The 15,821-nt window shown below is 65.5% G+C and carries 18 protein-coding genes, 1 tRNA gene and 3 pseudogenes; 15 read left to right on the plus strand and 7 right to left on the minus strand.

Annotation, left to right across the window (positions count from 1 at the left end; genetic code table 11):
- Positions 1-179 precede the first annotated feature (179 nt).
- Together ACXKR8_RS28330 and ACXKR8_RS28335 are read right to left on the minus strand one after the other, a co-directional pair.
- Complete coding sequence (locus ACXKR8_RS28330; RefSeq protein ID WP_458267409.1) at positions 180-1,238, minus strand: ORC-CDC6 family AAA ATPase; 1,059 nt, start codon at positions 1,236-1,238, stop codon at positions 180-182.
- On the minus strand, positions 1,225-1,983 hold the full coding sequence (locus tag ACXKR8_RS28335) for a hypothetical protein (RefSeq protein WP_458267410.1): 759 nt from the start codon (positions 1,981-1,983) through the stop codon (positions 1,225-1,227). The genes ACXKR8_RS28330 and ACXKR8_RS28335 overlap by 14 nt, the downstream gene beginning before the upstream one ends.
- Before the next feature lie 673 nt (positions 1,984-2,656).
- On the opposite strand from ACXKR8_RS28335, the gene ACXKR8_RS28340 reads away from it, so the two are divergent.
- Positions 2,657-3,220, plus strand: a complete 564-nt coding sequence (locus ACXKR8_RS28340; protein WP_458267411.1) for an HDIG domain-containing metalloprotein — start codon at positions 2,657-2,659, stop codon at positions 3,218-3,220.
- Here the strand turns inward: ACXKR8_RS28340 and ACXKR8_RS28345 are convergent.
- Together ACXKR8_RS28345 and ACXKR8_RS28350 are read right to left on the minus strand one after the other, a co-directional pair.
- Positions 3,217-3,687, minus strand: coding sequence for an NUDIX hydrolase (locus tag ACXKR8_RS28345; protein ID WP_458267412.1), 471 nt, complete (start codon positions 3,685-3,687; stop codon positions 3,217-3,219). The genes ACXKR8_RS28340 and ACXKR8_RS28345 overlap by 4 nt on opposite strands.
- A gap of 19 nt (positions 3,688-3,706) precedes the next feature.
- A complete protein-coding gene (locus ACXKR8_RS28350) occupies positions 3,707-4,450 on the minus strand; it encodes an XRE family transcriptional regulator (protein WP_458267413.1) in 744 nt (247 codons plus the stop codon).
- A gap of 159 nt (positions 4,451-4,609) precedes the next feature.
- On the opposite strand from ACXKR8_RS28350, the gene ACXKR8_RS28355 reads away from it, so the two are divergent.
- From ACXKR8_RS28355 to ACXKR8_RS28415, 13 genes and pseudogenes are all read left to right on the plus strand, one after another.
- Entirely contained in the window at positions 4,610-4,957 is a 348-nt protein-coding gene (locus tag ACXKR8_RS28355) for an SCO3933 family regulatory protein (RefSeq protein WP_458267414.1), read from the plus strand.
- Between the two features lie 5 nt (positions 4,958-4,962).
- Positions 4,963-6,345, plus strand: coding sequence for an FtsK/SpoIIIE domain-containing protein (locus ACXKR8_RS28360; RefSeq protein ID WP_458267415.1), 1,383 nt, complete (start codon positions 4,963-4,965; stop codon positions 6,343-6,345).
- A gap of 87 nt (positions 6,346-6,432) precedes the next feature.
- Positions 6,433-6,681 (plus strand): hypothetical protein, encoded by a 249-nt coding sequence (locus ACXKR8_RS28365; RefSeq protein WP_458267416.1) that lies wholly within the window; start codon positions 6,433-6,435, stop codon positions 6,679-6,681.
- Between the two features lie 4 nt (positions 6,682-6,685).
- A complete protein-coding gene (locus ACXKR8_RS28370) occupies positions 6,686-6,883 on the plus strand; it encodes a hypothetical protein (RefSeq protein ID WP_458267417.1) in 198 nt (65 codons plus the stop codon).
- Positions 6,884-6,969: 86 nt separating this feature from the next.
- Positions 6,970-7,647: a DUF2637 domain-containing protein gene (locus ACXKR8_RS28375; protein WP_458267418.1), complete on the plus strand. Its 678-nt coding sequence runs from the start codon at positions 6,970-6,972 to the stop codon at positions 7,645-7,647.
- 224 nt (positions 7,648-7,871) lie between these two features.
- On the plus strand, positions 7,872-8,225 hold the full coding sequence (locus ACXKR8_RS28380) for a SpdD protein (RefSeq protein ID WP_458267419.1): 354 nt from the start codon (positions 7,872-7,874) through the stop codon (positions 8,223-8,225).
- An 88-nt stretch (positions 8,226-8,313) separates the two neighbouring features.
- Positions 8,314-8,508 (plus strand): hypothetical protein, encoded by a 195-nt coding sequence (locus tag ACXKR8_RS28385; RefSeq protein ID WP_458267420.1) that lies wholly within the window; start codon positions 8,314-8,316, stop codon positions 8,506-8,508.
- 5 nt (positions 8,509-8,513) lie between these two features.
- Positions 8,514-8,690, plus strand: a complete 177-nt coding sequence (locus ACXKR8_RS28390) for a hypothetical protein (RefSeq protein WP_458267421.1) — start codon at positions 8,514-8,516, stop codon at positions 8,688-8,690.
- Positions 8,687-10,099: a replication initiator gene (locus tag ACXKR8_RS28395; protein WP_458267422.1), complete on the plus strand. Its 1,413-nt coding sequence runs from the start codon at positions 8,687-8,689 to the stop codon at positions 10,097-10,099. The genes ACXKR8_RS28390 and ACXKR8_RS28395 overlap by 4 nt, the downstream gene beginning before the upstream one ends.
- Before the next feature lie 26 nt (positions 10,100-10,125).
- Positions 10,126-10,305, plus strand: coding sequence for a helix-turn-helix domain-containing protein (locus ACXKR8_RS28400; RefSeq protein WP_458275096.1), 180 nt, complete (start codon positions 10,126-10,128; stop codon positions 10,303-10,305).
- A pseudogene (locus ACXKR8_RS28405) lies at positions 10,289-10,811 on the plus strand (site-specific integrase); the annotation flags it as partial. The gene ACXKR8_RS28400 and the pseudogene ACXKR8_RS28405, both read left to right, overlap by 17 nt.
- 69 nt (positions 10,812-10,880) lie before the next feature.
- Positions 10,881-11,279: a transposase gene (locus ACXKR8_RS28410; protein ID WP_458266979.1), complete on the plus strand. Its 399-nt coding sequence runs from the start codon at positions 10,881-10,883 to the stop codon at positions 11,277-11,279.
- Positions 11,280-11,481: 202 nt separating this feature from the next.
- Positions 11,482-12,309 (plus strand): transposase, encoded by an 828-nt coding sequence (locus ACXKR8_RS28415; RefSeq protein ID WP_462099892.1) that lies wholly within the window; start codon positions 11,482-11,484, stop codon positions 12,307-12,309.
- Positions 12,310-12,489: 180 nt separating this feature from the next.
- On the opposite strand, the pseudogene istB reads toward ACXKR8_RS28415, so the two are convergent.
- Both istB and istA read right to left on the minus strand, forming a co-directional pair.
- Positions 12,490-13,262, minus strand: a pseudogene (istB, locus tag ACXKR8_RS28420) (IS21-like element helper ATPase IstB).
- A gap of 44 nt (positions 13,263-13,306) precedes the next feature.
- Positions 13,307-14,821 carry an IS21 family transposase gene (gene istA / locus ACXKR8_RS28425; protein WP_458267424.1) on the minus strand — a complete coding sequence of 505 codons (1,515 nt, stop codon included), beginning with the start codon at positions 14,819-14,821 and terminating at the stop codon, positions 13,307-13,309.
- A 190-nt stretch (positions 14,822-15,011) separates the two neighbouring features.
- On the opposite strand from istA, the pseudogene ACXKR8_RS28430 reads away from it, so the two are divergent.
- Positions 15,012-15,623 (plus strand): annotated as a pseudogene (locus ACXKR8_RS28430) (site-specific integrase); the annotation flags it as partial.
- A 59-nt stretch (positions 15,624-15,682) separates the two neighbouring features.
- Here the strand turns inward: ACXKR8_RS28430 and ACXKR8_RS28435 are convergent.
- Positions 15,683-15,756, minus strand: a tRNA-Pro gene (locus tag ACXKR8_RS28435).
- Between the last annotated feature and the right edge of the window lie 65 nt (positions 15,757-15,821).

Consider the following 15,821-nt stretch of genomic DNA (forward strand, 5'->3'; position numbering starts at 1 on the left):
TGTCGCGTCCGTATCGGCACAGGTATCGTTGATGTTCGAGCCCGCAGGTGTTCGTGATCGGTTTCTCTAGACAAGAACCATGATCACCAATCCCTGCGGGCTCCTTGCATCCGGGGCACACCACACCCGGCATCGTCACCCAACGTGACAGTCAATTGGCTCAAGCCGCTGACGGCCCATCAAGTTTGAAGACCCGGTATCACATGCTGCTGGAGGAATTCACGCCCCCAATCGATCACTGCGCGATGTCCAATATACCGATCACCCAGAGAGGAGTGCTCACTCCATATGGTATCGCGATAGTACTCTCGCATGACACGCTGAGCATTGCTCGTGTTCAGCGATGTTGTGGCCGAAACTGTCTTGAGCAGAGTTCTCGGATTTCCACTTGAGGCAAATGCAAGGGCGTCAAAAGTTGCCCCATTTCGATTTATTGAGGCTTCAAGTGAAGGGTCTTGGCGGATTACAATTTCCCGCATGGAGGTTATGTAACCCGGATCCAGGATGTTGCGATTAGCGTTGATCAATTCTGCGTCGTGACTTAGTTGGAATGAGTCGCCAAAGTACGTTACGCCCGGATAAACCGCAGCCTTGATCGAAATATATGGGCTCCGGAGGTCGCGCATCACGGTGAAGAACTGACGCTGTTGGTCGGGTATGAAGACATGTGCTGCCTCATCGATGAGCAGTACAATTCTGCTCACCCCTGTCTGATCGCAGAGGTCCTCGACTGCATCTTTAATCATCTCTGGGTCAATCCCGGAGTCGGCTTCGATAACCTCGCCGTCGTTCTTCCAGGCATCCTCTAGGCCTTTCCAGAGCGTCTCAAGTCGGGAGGCAACAGCCTCGTCGCTTTGGCTGCTGGAGAGCGTTGCGAAGATGCTACTCTGACTTTGGAGAACTCCCTTCTTCCGCGCCTCGCGGATAATCCTATTGCAGATTTTAGCTAGCATCCAATGCTTGAATCGGTCTGCATCGGAGGTCTGGAGGAGTCCAGCCTTATTGAATGTCACATATACTGCTAGGGTATTTGCATCGGAGAATTCCTCGTCCATCTCCTTCTGGGCGACCTTCAAAAGGAAAGACTTTCCGACGCCACGTGCACCTTGCAGAACGACGGTCTTCTTGCTTTTTAGATCATTAATCGTCGAGCGATCGAATTCAGTCTCGACGAAATACTTGCCCACATCTTCCAGCGTGAGATCTTCCGTTCGGAAGTGCAGCTCATTCGCGCTCACGATCTTTTTCCTCCAATGGAAGATCAAGTAGCTTTCGTACGGATATTAGATGAGAAAAGTGGTCTTCAAGAGAGCCTTCGACTGATGCCTTTTGGCTCTGCGGAAGATCCTTATAGTATCGAACCATCAGGAAATGAATTGTAGCTATTAGGGTGGAGCTTGCGACAGACAGCCATTCTTTGATGATATCGTCTTGAAATGATATATCAGTGGGCAATAGTCGAGAAGTTGGAATGTTCCCATGTATATACTCGGAACATCTTCTATAGGCCTGCTTAAGGCTCGTAAGCATCTCTTCTCGTTCGTCGATCGCTTCTGGGCAGAATTCCCTGAGGAAGGGTGACGAGTACAATCCATCGTCAATGGAAGTAATTGCCGACCAGCTTATATCAATTTTTCCGCTTACCCATTGGCGTCGTTTAAATTCGAGGGCGCTTAGGTAAGTTGCTCCGGTTGTGACTTCGAGAAAGGATCTGAGGCTGGAGAATGCCTGGCGGTAAAGCCCCGTCATGGCGGCATAGAATGCAAGTCCGAAGTCGCGATGTGCCGACTGGAGCTGTTGAACCTCTGGTTGCAATTCCAGGGCTTCGAGCCATACGGCAAGGTCGGCTTCAAGGTGGAGAACCTGATTTATTCCAGATTCATTTGACTTCGCCGCTTGCTGGATGTGATCCCGGCATGACTTATGTAGCTTGAGCATGGTTTCTTCAATGCTCGAAGCATTTTCGGCGCTCCGCTGCGACATAATATTAATGTAGCACCGTAGTGGGTCTCCGGCTGGCGTTGTCCAATCGTTCACGGCTCCTGCTGGTTGATCTTGCATCGGCGACGTCCACCATTCGAGAGGCCCCTGGGCCAATGACTCCACAGGAACCACAGCCTTCCCCCTGCTGCCATCCCGTCTGCCGTCGTCCCACACCTCGGTGGAGCGGGCTTGCCCCCTGGTGTCCAGGTGGAGCGCCCCACTGGACGTACGACCTGGACACCAGGGGGCAAGGCTGCTCGGCTCTGCCTGGGATGTCGGCAGGCGGGATGGCAGTTCCCCAGATCAGCCATCAATGACCGATGCTGCGCCGGCAGACCGCGGTCATCCCGGAGCCGAAGCGCCCCCGCCGGAGGCATCGTTCTGGGCGTGACTGCTGGTGCCACTGGCCCGGCGTTCGGGGTCCCTCTCATCATGCCTTTAGGCCCATCTCTTGCGGGCGCGCTGCCGCCACGCCGCGCCCGCGCCCGGCGAAGACAGGGGCGTGGGCGCGAGCGGGGCGAGCGGTGCGCCCGGCGGAGCGTCAGCGACCGCCGGGTGTCTTGATGAAGTAGAGAAATCCATCACCACGCTCGGAGTCGGCTGTCGCTGCAGCAGACTTCTTGGCTTGCCGGCCTCTCACTAGGCCTGGCGCTCCTCCGCTACGGTGAGTCGCATGGGCTCCCGTTTGGACACTTCGCAGGGTGCGGCGCAGCTTGCTAAGTCACTGCTGCCGCCGTTGGGTAACCGTTGGCTTCACACACAGGCAGTGGCTGCTCGCGCACAGCAGATCTCTGCTGCTGTGTCGGTAGAAGATCGAGAGCTGTTGGTCGCTGCCGCCTGGCTGCATGACCTGGGCTATGCGTCAGAGTTGCAGGAGACCGGCTTCCATCCCCTCGATGGGGCGCGGCATCTGGAGTCGCTGGGGGCGCCGCGTCGGTTGGTCTGCCTGGTGGCTCACCACTCCGGGGCCGTCTTCGAGGCTGAACAACGTAATCTTGCGGCTGAGTTGGAGTTGTACGAGCGGGAGGACGGCCCGGTCCTTGATGCGCTTATCTGCGCTGACATGACCACGGGGCCGGCCGGACAGTCCTTCGACTTTGATCAGCGGATGGATGAGATTCTCGATCGGTACGCGCTGGGCAGTGAGGTGCATACCTCGATCACCAACGCTCGCCCGTACCTAGGCGCAGCCGTGGCACGTGTGCGTGAGCGTCTGGTGGGCGTCGGGGTGTTCTAGCCGACGTGGGGGTGCGCGCGATGACCCAATCCGTGGTCGATTCGCAGTCGCATGGATGGGTGGATGTTGAGTGCGTCCAACTGGCTGGGCTGGACGAAAGCGACTTCCTTGGTCTCGCTGCTCGTGCTCAATGCACCGCCGATGATGGTGGCCGTGAAGCAGATCGAGAACTGCTGTCGGACCTCTCCGTCGTCGTATGCGATCACATGATGCGGATTGGTGTAGGTGCCGACGATTTCGTTGATCTCGACGTCGATGCCGGTCTCTTCCTTGGTCTCACGAACGGCAGCCTGCGGCGCGGACTCGCCGACATCGACACCTCCGCCTGGTAGCGCCCAAAGATCGTTGTCCGTCTTGTGGACGAGAAGGACGTCGCCTGCTTCGTTGACTGCCACGACTGTCACCGAGGGGACGATGCTGTTCGCCTTAGGCGCCTGGGGATCATTGAAGTAGTCGACTCGGGTCATGGGCACAAGACTGCCACGATCAGCCGGCGGACGGTGCGGGGCTGGCCAGCTCCCAGACTCGATCGAAGCTGCGGAGGTAGTGGCGGAACGTCCGTCCGCCGGGGACGTAGCGGAAGTGCAGCATGGGATTCTGACCCGCGGGTGCACCGAAGACGTGGGGATTGACCAGCACGTCGTCATCGAAGCGGTAGATCGAGTTGTACAGCATCGTGCTGTGCTGGCGAATCTCGACGCCTGGAGTTCGGGCGGCCGGCAGCAGGTACTTCATGCTCAGCCGCGCTCGCGCTGCGAGGTCGTCCCCGATCCCTTCTTCCTGGCCCCGTTGGCGAACCGCATCGGAGGCCGGATCGCCCAGCAGTATCCGGACTTGCGCCCCGGCGGCGGCTTTGTCGGCGAGGTCTTCAGCGAAGTCCGGATGACTGTCGAGCAGGAACAGACCCGCGAAAACGAGGATGTCGATCTGGCTGACGGCATTGTCGATCAGCGAAGACCACAGTGATCCAGGCACAGCACCCCTGTTGGGGTAGAACGTCGCCAACTCGGCGGTGCTGGCTGACTTGGCCTCTGGCTCGACCGATGGCCACAGGTACAGCTCATCGGTTGCGAGTAGCTGAGCGGTCTTCCAGCGGTGTCCCCGGTGGGGTACGCGGTCCTTGGTAATCCATCGCTCGACGGTCTTCGGATCGACGCTCACGTGGTCTGCAACGGACTGGATGCTGTGGTCCTTTGCGGCAATTGTCGCGCGCAGTCGCTCGTTCGGCATTGGGTGCCTTCCTGGGACCTAGGGACGTTTTGACGATACATCAGACGTCCCCAAACGTCCATGCCCGCCGTGATAGGTCCAGCACTCTGCGCTGTTTCCTAAGGGTGTCAGGAAAACCTGGCGTAGTCATCAACACACTCCATCAAGGGAGTTGGACAGATGCCGTCCTTCAAGATTGACCTCTCCACCGCCGTCGTCTTCGTGGCGGTCCCGGCTGCACCGAAGGTGATCAACCGGGAGACCGGTGAGATCGCGCTGGACCGTGAGACTCGGGAGCACATGATGACGGTCGGCCTGACCGTCGCCGATGACGGTTCGGCTGAGCTGCTGACGGTGAGCGTGCCGGAATCGGGGATTCCGGCGAACCTGGCCCTGGGGATGCCGGTGGCGGTGACGGGGCTGCGGGCGCGTGACTGGGAGAACGAGTTCAACGGTCAGAAGCGGCACGGGATCTCGTTCCGCGCTCTGGCGGTCACCTCGCTGGTTCCGGCTGCGGCGAGGGGCTGAGGATCATGAATCAGGTCGTGGCCCTGATGGAGACGGCCGGCCCGTTGGCGGCTGCTGGTGGTGGCGCGGTGTATGCCCGTGAGCGTCACCCGCGCGTGTACTGGTCCACGGTCGGCCTGCCGCTGACGGTGGCCCGCATTCGCCACGACTGGGCGGAGACGATGGAGGCGTGCGGGTTGTCGGCTGAGCCTCCGATGTGGCGGGTCATCGCCGCTCGCCGTGGTGAGGCCGAGATCAAGCCCACGGCGCCTAAGCTCCGGGGTCTGACCGCTTCGACCATGGGCCTGCGGCTGCGGCTTCGGCTGCCGCGCGGCCTGGCGACCGAGGACATGACCAATGCCGCGGAGAACTTGCGGCACGCCTGGCAGGTGCATTCGGTGCACGTGTCCGAGGTGCGTCCGGGGATCATCGATCTGCGGATCACTGGCTTTGATGTGCTGCGGCGGGTGGTGTTGCCGGCTCGGGTGGTCGCCAAGTCCACCAGTCCGGTTCGGGTACCGGTGGCGCTGGGTGATGACGGGCGGGTGGTGGTGCGTGACTACCGCCGTGCCCCGCATGCGCTGGCGCTGGGTGCGACCGACTCGGGCAAGAGCATGTACGCCCGCAACCTGTTCCATGGCTTGGCCGGTCAGCCGGTGGCCCTGGCGGGTATCGACTGCAAGGGCACCGAGCAGGCTCCATTCGCTCCGCGGCTGTCGGCTCTGGCCATGGATCCGGATGTGGCGCTGGAGCTGCTGCGGGTGCTGGTCACCGAGATGGAAGCACGCTTCGACCTGATCCGCTCCTACATGGGGATCCCGAGCAGCGTGCCCGGCTCGGACATCACGGCCGATATCTGGGGCCTGCCCGCCAAGATCCGACCGGTGCCGATCGTGGTGATCGTGGATGAGATCGCGGAACTGTTCCTCGGCACCAGCACCGCCCAAAAGGCCCGTAGCGCGGAGACCGTCACGCTCCTGATCCGTCTCGCGCAGTTGGCCCGGTCGGCCGGCATCTACCTGGAGATCATGGGCCAGCGCTTCGGTGCCGAGCTGGGCAAGGGCGCCACGCTCCTGCGCTCGCAGCTCACCAACCGGGTCGTGCACCGCGTCAACGACATCGAAACCGCCAAGATGGGCTTGGGTGATGTGTCCGAAGAGGGCGCGAAGGCTGCCACCCGGATAAGCCCTGACCTGCCCGGCATGGCCATCATCGGCGACACCTCCGGCCACTGGCAGCGCATCCGCACCCCCTACCGCTCACTGTCCGAGACCGCCGCACGCTGCGCCGCAACGGCCTACCTGGTCCCGGACCTGCCCGCCCTGGACGCCTTCCGACCGGTCCCGGCCGTGCGCCCGGTGGCCCCCGAGGACGCCTCGGTCTACGTCGCCGGCCCCGTCCCCCCATAGCACCCCTGGTCTTCCTGGTCGGCGTGACCCTCTCGCGCCACGTCCCTACCCCGCCCATGCCCGAAACCGTCCCGAAAGGGGAAAGCCGTGTCCGCCTTCATGTCGCTGTACGCCGACGCGAACACCCTGGTTGACCTGAACACCTACGGCACCGAGCGCACCCCGATCCTGACCTTGGTCGAAGACCGGACTCACCTGTCGATCGGCGCGCACGACCGCGTTCCCCTCGCTGACCACCTGGCCTTCGCCCGTTCCCTGGCGGACGCCACCGCCCGCTACGTCACCGCCTTGGAGATCTTAACTTCCGCCAACACCGTTGACGAAGACGAGAGTTGACGACATGGCGACCTCCCGCAAGTCCACCGTGAAGACCGCGCCCGCACCTGCCCCGATGGTCCCTTGTGAGCCCTGCGAGGGGACGGGTCTGGTCGCCAAGGTTGTCCGGGTCGGCCGCCGGCACCGCAACGTCGGCTCGCAGCAGGGTGCCTGCCTGGCGTGCTGGGGCACCGGCGAAGCCCCCGCACCCGACCCCACCTGAATGCCCCTGACCGCTGGTGCCGGGCGGCTGGCCGCGTGCCCCGCCCGACACCGGCCCCAACTGCCCCTCTCTGGAGGTGAATTGCTGTGCGTCGCCTGCTCGCCCGTATTGATCCGGTCCTGGTGCAAGCTGTGATCGCCGCTGCTTTGTCCTTCGCTCACCTGCACGACATCGCTGGTGCTGCTGGACAGTCCGGTTGGAAAGCCTGGGCCTACCCGATCTCCGTCGACCTGCTGCTCGTCGCCTCCTGGCGTCGCTTGCGGCAGGGACGCGCTGCCGGCACCCCGGTTCGTCTGGCCTGGGTCTGGTTCACCGTTGCCCTGTTCGCCTCACTCGGGGCCAACGTCGCCACCGCCGGACTCCTGGACCTGCACGCCGTCCCGGCGTGGCTGCGGATCCTGGTCGCTGGCTGGCCCGCCGCGGCGTTCCTTGGCGGAACCCTGCTGGCCCACAGCCCCACGACCGCCCCCGCTGCCGAGCATCCGGCGGACTCGGTCTACCTCGAACCCCCCTCGCCCTCGCCCTCGGCGTCGCCGGCTCCGGTCCCGGCTCTGGTCGAACCGGACCTTGCCCCGGCGCTCCCGCCGGCCCCGGTCTCCCCGGTCGCTGCGGTGATGGAGGTTCCGGCCGCACTGCTCGCACATGCCCGCATCGTGGCCGCTGCCCATACCGTCCGCACGGGTGCCCCTTTGGACCTGGATGCCCTGCGGTCCCTGCTCGGGGTGCCCGAGCCCCTCGCTGTTGCTATCGCCGCACAGCTCTGAGAAGGAGAAATCCGCTGTGAACGTGAACCTGCCCCTGGTCGTGATCCTCGGTTTCGCGGCCTGGCTGATCGTCAAGTCCTTCCGGCTCAAGCTCTGGGCCGTGCTCGCCCTGGTCCTGTTCGGGTTCTTCCTCGCCCACACCTTCCTCGCCCCCGCCATCGACTCCAGCACCCGCACCGGTGTCCAGATCGTCAACAACCACTGGTCCGAAGGGAAGCCCCGCCATGTTCCTGCACCCGACCTACGCCCCCACCTCCAACGACGTCTACCAGTCCACCGCGCACCTGCCCGCGACCTACCCGCCCGCCGCGGTGCCGGCTCCGGCCTGTGGCTGCCAGCAGCACGCCCCGGCCCCGACGTACTACGCCCCGGCTCCGGTCGCTGCACCGCGGCCCTCGATCGCTCCCTACGTCGCCGCCGGCATCGGGGCAGTGGGCGCCGTGGTCGTGGTCGGCGTGGTCCTCGTGGGTCTGCTCGTCGCCTTTGCGGTCAGCGCCCTGTCCATCGCCGTCGTGATCTCCGTGCTCCGCGGTCTGCTCAACTCTCCTTCGCAGCAGGGTCGTTCGCGCCGCTTCTAGATCGACCTCGGGACGGCCGACTACCGGCCAAGGACACCGGCCGTCCCGAGCACCCGCCCGCCCAACAGAGCTGACAGGAGACACCATCATGCACGCAAACAGCCCCGCCATGCCCGCACCCCGCCTGTGCCCGACCTGCGACGGCTTCCCCATCGTCGCCGTGACCACCGGCACCCGCCGTCCAGACGGCATCCTGCCCACGCTCCCGATGACCTGCCCGACCTGCCAGGGCACCGGTACCTGCACCACCGCCCTGCCCACCCTCGTCCTCGTGAGGCGGTGAGCCTGATGGCGCTCTTGGACTGGCGCGACTCCAAGCACTGGGACAACACCCCGGCCCCGTGCGTGTTGTGCGACAAGCCCACCAACCTGCGCTCGGACCGCGACAAGCCGGTCCACAAGGTATGCGCAGAAGACTGGATCGAGGGGCACTCCGCCCCCGCGGACTCCCGGACCGACCGATGACGGCGACCCTCCTCGCGCCGGCCGCTGAGCGGGAGTACGCCGCGGCACTCGACCTCGCCCGGCTCTCCGCCCGCGGGGACCTCCCTCAGCTCGTGGACCAGCTCCGCCGCACCTCCGGCTGCGCGAACCCTGTTCACCTCCAGGGCTTCCGGACCCTGCTGCATACCCCGACGAGGCAGATCCTGCACCGCTACGCGACTGATGGGGAACCTGGTGACCGGCTGCGGGTGGCCTGCGGCAACCGGCGCGCCTCGCGCTGCCCCTCCTGCGCTCGCACCTACGCCGCGGACACCTTTCACCTGATCCGCGCCGGCCTGGTCGGCGATGCCTCGAAGGGCGTCCCTGCCACGGTCCGGGACCACCCCCGCGTGTTCGCCACCTTGACCGCACCCTCGTTCGGCCCGGTCCACAACCGCCCCGACCACGCCGCGTGCCGCTGCGGCCGGCAGCACCCGGTGACCGATCCGCTGGTCGGCACCCCGCTGCACGTCGAGCGCTACGACTACCGGCAAGCAGTGCTGTGGAACAACCACGCGCCCGAACTGTGGCGCCGCTTCACGATCTACCTGCGCCGCGACCTGGCCCACGCCGCCGGCCTGACCCGCAAAGAGTTCGGCAACCACGCCAAAATCTCCTTCGGGAAAGTCGCTGAGTACCAACGCCGCGGGGCCGTCCACTTCCACGCCGTGATCCGCATCGACGGACCCGACGGTGCGGCCGCCGCTCCGCCGGCCTGGGCCACTGTCGCACTGCTGGACCGGGCGATCCGCTCCGCTGCCCGCCGCACCTTCGTGCCCCTGGACGCGGTTGCCGACATGCCCGCCCTGATCCTGCGCTGGGGCACACAGGTCGACGTCCGCCCGATCAAGGCATTCGGCGACGGCTCCGCGATCACCGAACAGGCGGTCGCCTCCTATGTGGCCAAGTACGCCACCAAGTCCGCTGAGGCAACCGAGAGCGTTGATCGCCGGATCACCGAACGCCACGACCTATCCCGCCTCGGCCTGCCCGACCACACCCGCCGGCTCATCGAAGCCTGCTGGGACCTGGACGACCTGTACCCGGATCGGCTGCTCGCGCACTGGTCACACATGCTCGGCTTCCGCGGGCACTTCTCCTCCAAGTCACCGTCCTACTCCACCACGCTCGGGGCACTGCGCAAGATCCGCGCCGACTTCCGCGCCGAAAAATCCCGCGCCGACCTACGCGAACGCCTGCTCGCGGACGGGCTCCCGGACCTGGACGACCTGCCCGAAGCGGAAACCCTCGTCCTGGCGCACTGGGCCTACGCCGGTTCCGGCCTCACCCCTGGCGAATCCCTGCTCGCCGCCGGCATCGCCGGACAGCTCACCTTTCAGCACGACATGAAGCGAGAACTACTGATCACAGACAGGGAAGGCTCCTCGTGACTACCGCTGCCCCCGTTCTCTACCGTGTGCCTGACGCTGTGCGCGTTCTGAGGCTCAGCCGGACCGTGGTCTATGACCTAATCCGTGTGGGTCGTCTCCGCACGGTCAAGGAGGGCCGTGCGCGGCTCATCCCGGCTTCCGCGATTGCCGAGTACGTCGCGTTGCTGGAGAGCGAGGCCAAGGGCGGCCATGACCAAGCGGCGTAGCAGGGGAGACGGTGGCCTTCATTGGGATGAGAAGCGGCAACGCTGGATCGCTACGGCCAGCCTCGGCTATGACCCCAGCGGAAGACGCGTCATCAAGCGGGGTAGTGGCCGTACCAAGACCGAGGCGAAGACGAAGCTCAAGGAAGTACTGCGCGACTACGAAGACGGGTTGGCGATCGCGCCTACCGGCTACACCGTGGCGAACGCCGTCAACGACTGGTTGCTGTACGGGTTGGCTGGCCGCGACAAGGCAACCCTGGATACCTGCACCGGTCTCAGCCGTACCCACGTGATCCCGTCCCTCGGCGCCCGCAAGCTCCGTGACCTCTCGGCAGAGGAGGTGGACCGGTGGCTCGCTGTGAAGGCGCGGACGCTCAGCACACGCACCCTGGAGGCGATCCACTCCTGCCTCAACCGGTCGGTGAAACGGGCAATGGCCCGCGACAAGGTGAAGCGCAACGTTGTGGAGTTGTGCTCGGTTCCGACCGGACAGGCGGGGCCCTCTCTGACAGTCTCGACTGAGACGTCCGGTTCGTCCGGGTTAGTCTGGATGGGCGAGACAGGAGATTCCCGGCATGGCTTCCAATACCACCACCTCACGCACAGCCCCCGAGCCCGACCCGGCCCCGCGGCCGAAGCGGCGCACGTTCACGGCGGAATACAAGCTGCGGATCGTCGCTGAGTACGATGCCGCCCCCAGCGGGGAGAAGGGCGCGGTCCTGCGCCGCGAGCGGTTGTACCACTCGCACATCATCGAGTGGCGGGCCGCGCGAGACGCCGGAGCGATGGCCACGCTCGCCGACCGGCGGACCTCGCCCGCACGCCCCAAGAGGCCCGCCGAAGCAGCCGAGGCCGAGCGGCTGCGCAAGAGGCTGGCCGTCGTGGAACGGGAGCTGGCGCAGAAGGACGCCGCCCTGGAGCTGCTGGGAAAAGCTTCCGCACTCTTGGAACTGCTCTCCAAGAGTGCGGGCTGAAAGCCGAGGCCGAGCAGGTCGCCGACGAGCTCTTCCAGTCGCTGGAGCGGGAGTTGAACACCACTGCGGCCTGCCGGCTGACCGGTCGCTCACGGGCCACGCACTACCGTCGGCTCAACCCGCCCCGCCGCGCGAGCGCGCTCCGCGCCCCTCGCCGCCCTCAGCTCTGGCTCCGGCGGAGCGCGCGCGGATCCTGGCACTGATGAACAGCCCGGCCTATGCCGAACTGGCACCTGCCCAGATCTGGGCGCGCGAACTGGACGAGGGCCGCTACTACTGCTCAGTGCGCACGATGTACCGGATCCTGGAGGCCCAGGGCCAGACCGGCGAGCGCCGCCGCCAGGCCACCCACGCCGCCAAGTCCATCCCCGAACTCGTGGCCACCGCCCCCTCGCAGGTCTTCAGTTGGGACATCACCAAACTGGCCGGACCAGACAAGGGCATCTGGTACCACGCCTACGTCATCATCGACATCTTCAGCCGCTACGTCGTCGGCTACACCGTGGAGATGGCCGAATCGGCCGAGCGCGCCGAGGAGTTGATCAGCGAGACCGTCGAACGCAACGGCATCGCCCCCGAGCACCTGCACGCGGACCGCGGCACCTCGATGACCAGCAAGAAAGTCTCGCAGTTGCTCATCGATCTGGGCGTGACGCGCTCGCACTCGCGCCCCAAGGTCTCGAATGACAACCCGTACAGCGAAAGCCAGTTCAAAACCACGAAGTACATGGCCGACTACCCGGCGCGGTTCGACTCCCTGAACCACGCACGCGAGTGGTTCGACTCATTCATTGCCTATTACAACCATGAGCATCGCCATTCGGGCATCGGGCTGCACACGCCTGCGTCCGTGCACTTCGGCACCGCCGGCCAAGTCCAGGACCAGCGCGCCGTCACGCTCAACGAGGCATACGCCCGCCACCCCGAACGCTTCGCCCGCCGCCCCCGCCCGCCCAAGATCCCCGATCAGGCGTGGATCAACGACCCCGCCAAACGCAGAGAACCCGAATCAGCACAACAGAGCGCATAACCGTACGAACGTCTCATTTGACTTGACACGTTCCGGGGCGGCCGTCGAAAGCGCTGACATTCGCTCAGGCGGGTTGTCAACGGTCATTGAGATCCCCAGGTAGGTGGTCGTGGGTTCACCAGGCTGGTGGCCATCAGAAACCCAGGCCTGTGGTCAGTGGTGCTCCTGGGGTGGGGGAGGTCAGTTCAGAGGGACCACGCCCTTGCCGGCGAGGGCTTCGGCGAGGCGGTGGGAGTCGCCGGTGGTGGTGACGAGGTGGGCGTGGTGCATGAGGCGGTCGGTGCTGGCACCCGCGAGGGTCTTGGGCATGATCGTGTCGAAGCCTGAGGGGTGAATGTTGCTGGTCACCGCGATGGAGCGGCGCTCGTAGGCGGCGTCGATGATGCGGTAGAACGCCTCGGCGGCGTCCTCGCCGACCGGCAGCAGGCCAATATCGTCCAAAACGATCAGATCAGCGCGGCAGATCCGGGCGACGGTGCGGGCGGTGGACCCGTCGACCTTCGACTTGCCGATCGCGGCGGTCAGGGTCTCCAGGGTGAACCAGGCCACCTTCAGGTCCTTCTCGATCGCGGCCTGGGCCAGACCCTCGGTGAAGTGGCTTTTCCCGGTCCCCGAGGGACCGGCGATGACCAGGTTCTCGGCTCGGCCGATCCATTCCAGGGTCGTCAGGGAGTTCTGGGTGGGTTCGGGGATGGTGGAATCCTCGGTGCGCCAGGACGCGAGGGTCTTGCCGGTGGGGAAGTTCGCCGAGTGACGCCGAAGGCGTCGGGTGGCGGCGTCGCGGCCGGTGACCTCCTCGGCGATCAGCAGCCGTAGGACCTCGGCGGGGTCCCAGCGTTGGGCGCGGGCGGTGGCCAGGACGTCGGGGCGGCCTTGCGCATGTAGGGCAGGCGCATGCGGCGCATCAGCTTGTCGAGTTCCTCGGGGATGGCGGGCGGGTTGGGGAAGGACATGGCGGTGCCGATCGTCTGGTGATGGATAGTCAGGGTGGGTGTGGTCAGCGTGGGTTGTTCTGCTGGCCCAGGGCTTGCCAGCCCGAGGTGCCGCTCTGGGCGGAGTGGCTCTCGTCCGCGCGCACGACCTCGCCCAGGGGCGTGCTGCCCTGGAGGTGTTCCAGGATGGAGACCAGGTCGTCGTCGGCGAAGCGTCCGGCTGTGGCTGCCAGCCCCAGGGCCCGGTCGACGTTGTCGCTGCCCATGACGGTGGCCAGCTCGACCGCGCGGGCCATCTTCGCGCGGATGCGCACCGCGCCGGCGGGTCCGGCCTCCTTGAGCCAGCGCCCCGCCCCGGGGCCGATGCCCACGAACGCGATCTCCGCCTCCGAGCGCGGTGCCAGCCGCGGCGCGAGGATGCTCCGGCCCTCGGGGTGGTCGGGGTAGTGCGCGTCGATGATCTGCGGGACCCCCGGGGTCGACAGCTGGTGGCGCCAGATCTCGGCGAGGTCGCCGGTGTCGGTGCGCGCGGTGATCGACAGTTCCTCACCCACCACCCGGCACCACACCCGCTGCCCGGTATAGCCCGGCGGCGTCGAGTAGCGCACCGCGTTGAAACTGACAGTCCGGTCCGCGCCCACCGTCCTCTCAGCGCCCAGCGCCAACGCCAACGGCTCGGCGGGAAGGACGTGCAAGGTCGCACGTTCGATCTCCAGCCGCAGGTCAGGGATCTGCGCGGTCGAGCGGTGGCGCCGCGCGTTGACCTCCAGGCACCAACTGCGGCAGGCATCGGCCAGCTCGGCGAAGGTGTCGTAGGAGGGCCGCAGGTTCGCGGTGGTGGGCACCAGGTCGGCCTTCGCGATGCGGACCGTGGCCTCCGCGCCGCCCTTGGACTCGGGGTCGTAGGGCACGCAGGAGACGATCTGGCAGCCGTAGTGCCGGCCGGCGGCGACCATCTGCGGGTGCCGCACCGGTATCCCCGCGATGTGGTCGACGGTGACGGTCTTCGCGTTGTCGGTCAGGATGTAGGTCGGCGCTCCGCCGATCCTGCGCAACGTGGTGTCCAGGCAGGCCACCAGGGTGCCCAACGTGCAGTCCCAGACCGGGATAACGACCCGGAACCGCGACCACGACAGCCACGCGCAGAACAGCCAGGTCCGCCGCCCGCCGATGCGCGGGCCCTCGCCCCAGTCGAACTGCAGCCACATCCCCGGCTCGGTGATCCACGGCCGGTAGGAGCGCCGCCGCCCGGACCGCCACGCGCCCTTCGCCGCGTTCACCGCCCGCCTGGTCGAGCGCGCACTGCCCGCGAAGCCCATCCGCACGAGCTTGTCGTGGGCCACGTCCGCCCGGATCGCCGCGTGGGTCTGGTCGACCCACTCCTCGATCTTCTCCAGGTAGGCGTCGATCATCTTCGGCCGCGGCGCGTGCTCGAAGGGATTGAGCCCGTGGTCACGGGCCTGGACATACCGCTTGACGGTCTTGGGGTCGTGCCCGCTCAGGGCCGCCGCCGACCAGACGGTCTCCGTCAGGTCGTACGCCTCAAAGATTTCCATGATCTCTCTGTCAGACTTCGTCATAGGACCTCTCCGGCCGGTAGCTGATGCTCGCAAACACCAGCAAACCGGACGGAGGGGTCTTCTTCAGATAAAGGGAGCGATCAGGAACACCACAGGTCAACAGGCCATCCACCTGGATTTCCGGTGGCCATCAGCCTGGACTCAACTGGCCGCACACCTGGACTCTGCCACGGCCGCCGACACGGGTGAAGTGCTCCGGGCGGCTGAGAAGAGTTCCATCTACGCCTACATCGTCGTGTCTCTGCTGACAGGGGCGCGCACGGAGGAGCTTCGGGCACTGACGTGGGATCACGTCTTCCTGAAGGGTCAGCCTGAAGCGAGTCCACCCGTTCCGCCGTACATGGCGGTGTGGCGGTCGGTGCGTGCCGGCGGGGACACCAAGACTCGGAAGTCGCGGCGGACGCTGGCGCTGCCGGCCCGGTGCATTGAAGCCCTGTTGGATCACTGGGTAAATCAGGGCTGGGATCGCTACGCGGCGGGGGAGAAGTGGCAGGAGAACAATCTTGTCTTCCACTCCGACGTTGGGACGGCGTTGGACCCCTCCCACGTACGGCGGGCGTTCCGCACGGCCCTTGCCAACGCGGATGGCGTGACGGCCGCCGACTGGACTCCGCGGGAGCTACGCCACAGCTTCGTGTCGCTGCTGTCGGATCAGGGCGTCCCGCTGGAGGAGATCTCGCGGTTGGTCGGGCACTCCAGCACCGCGGTCACGGAGGAGGTCTACCGGAAGCAGATCCGGCCGGTGATCCAGACCGGGGCGGTCGGGATGGACGACCTCTTCAAGAGCGATCCAAAACCATAGTCACGCAGATAAACACTCAGGGCCCCTGTCGATGATCTCGACAGGGGCCCTGACCTGGGTCGGGGTGGCGGGATTTGAACCCACGGCCTCTTCGTCCCGAACGAAGCGCGCTACCAAGCTGCGCCACACCCCGGTGCAACGAGGATTACTCTAGCGGACCCTGGCCGTGGGACGAAATCCGGTTTTCCTGGGGGACGG

The sequence above is a fragment of the Streptacidiphilus sp. PAMC 29251 genome (assembly GCF_054208735.2).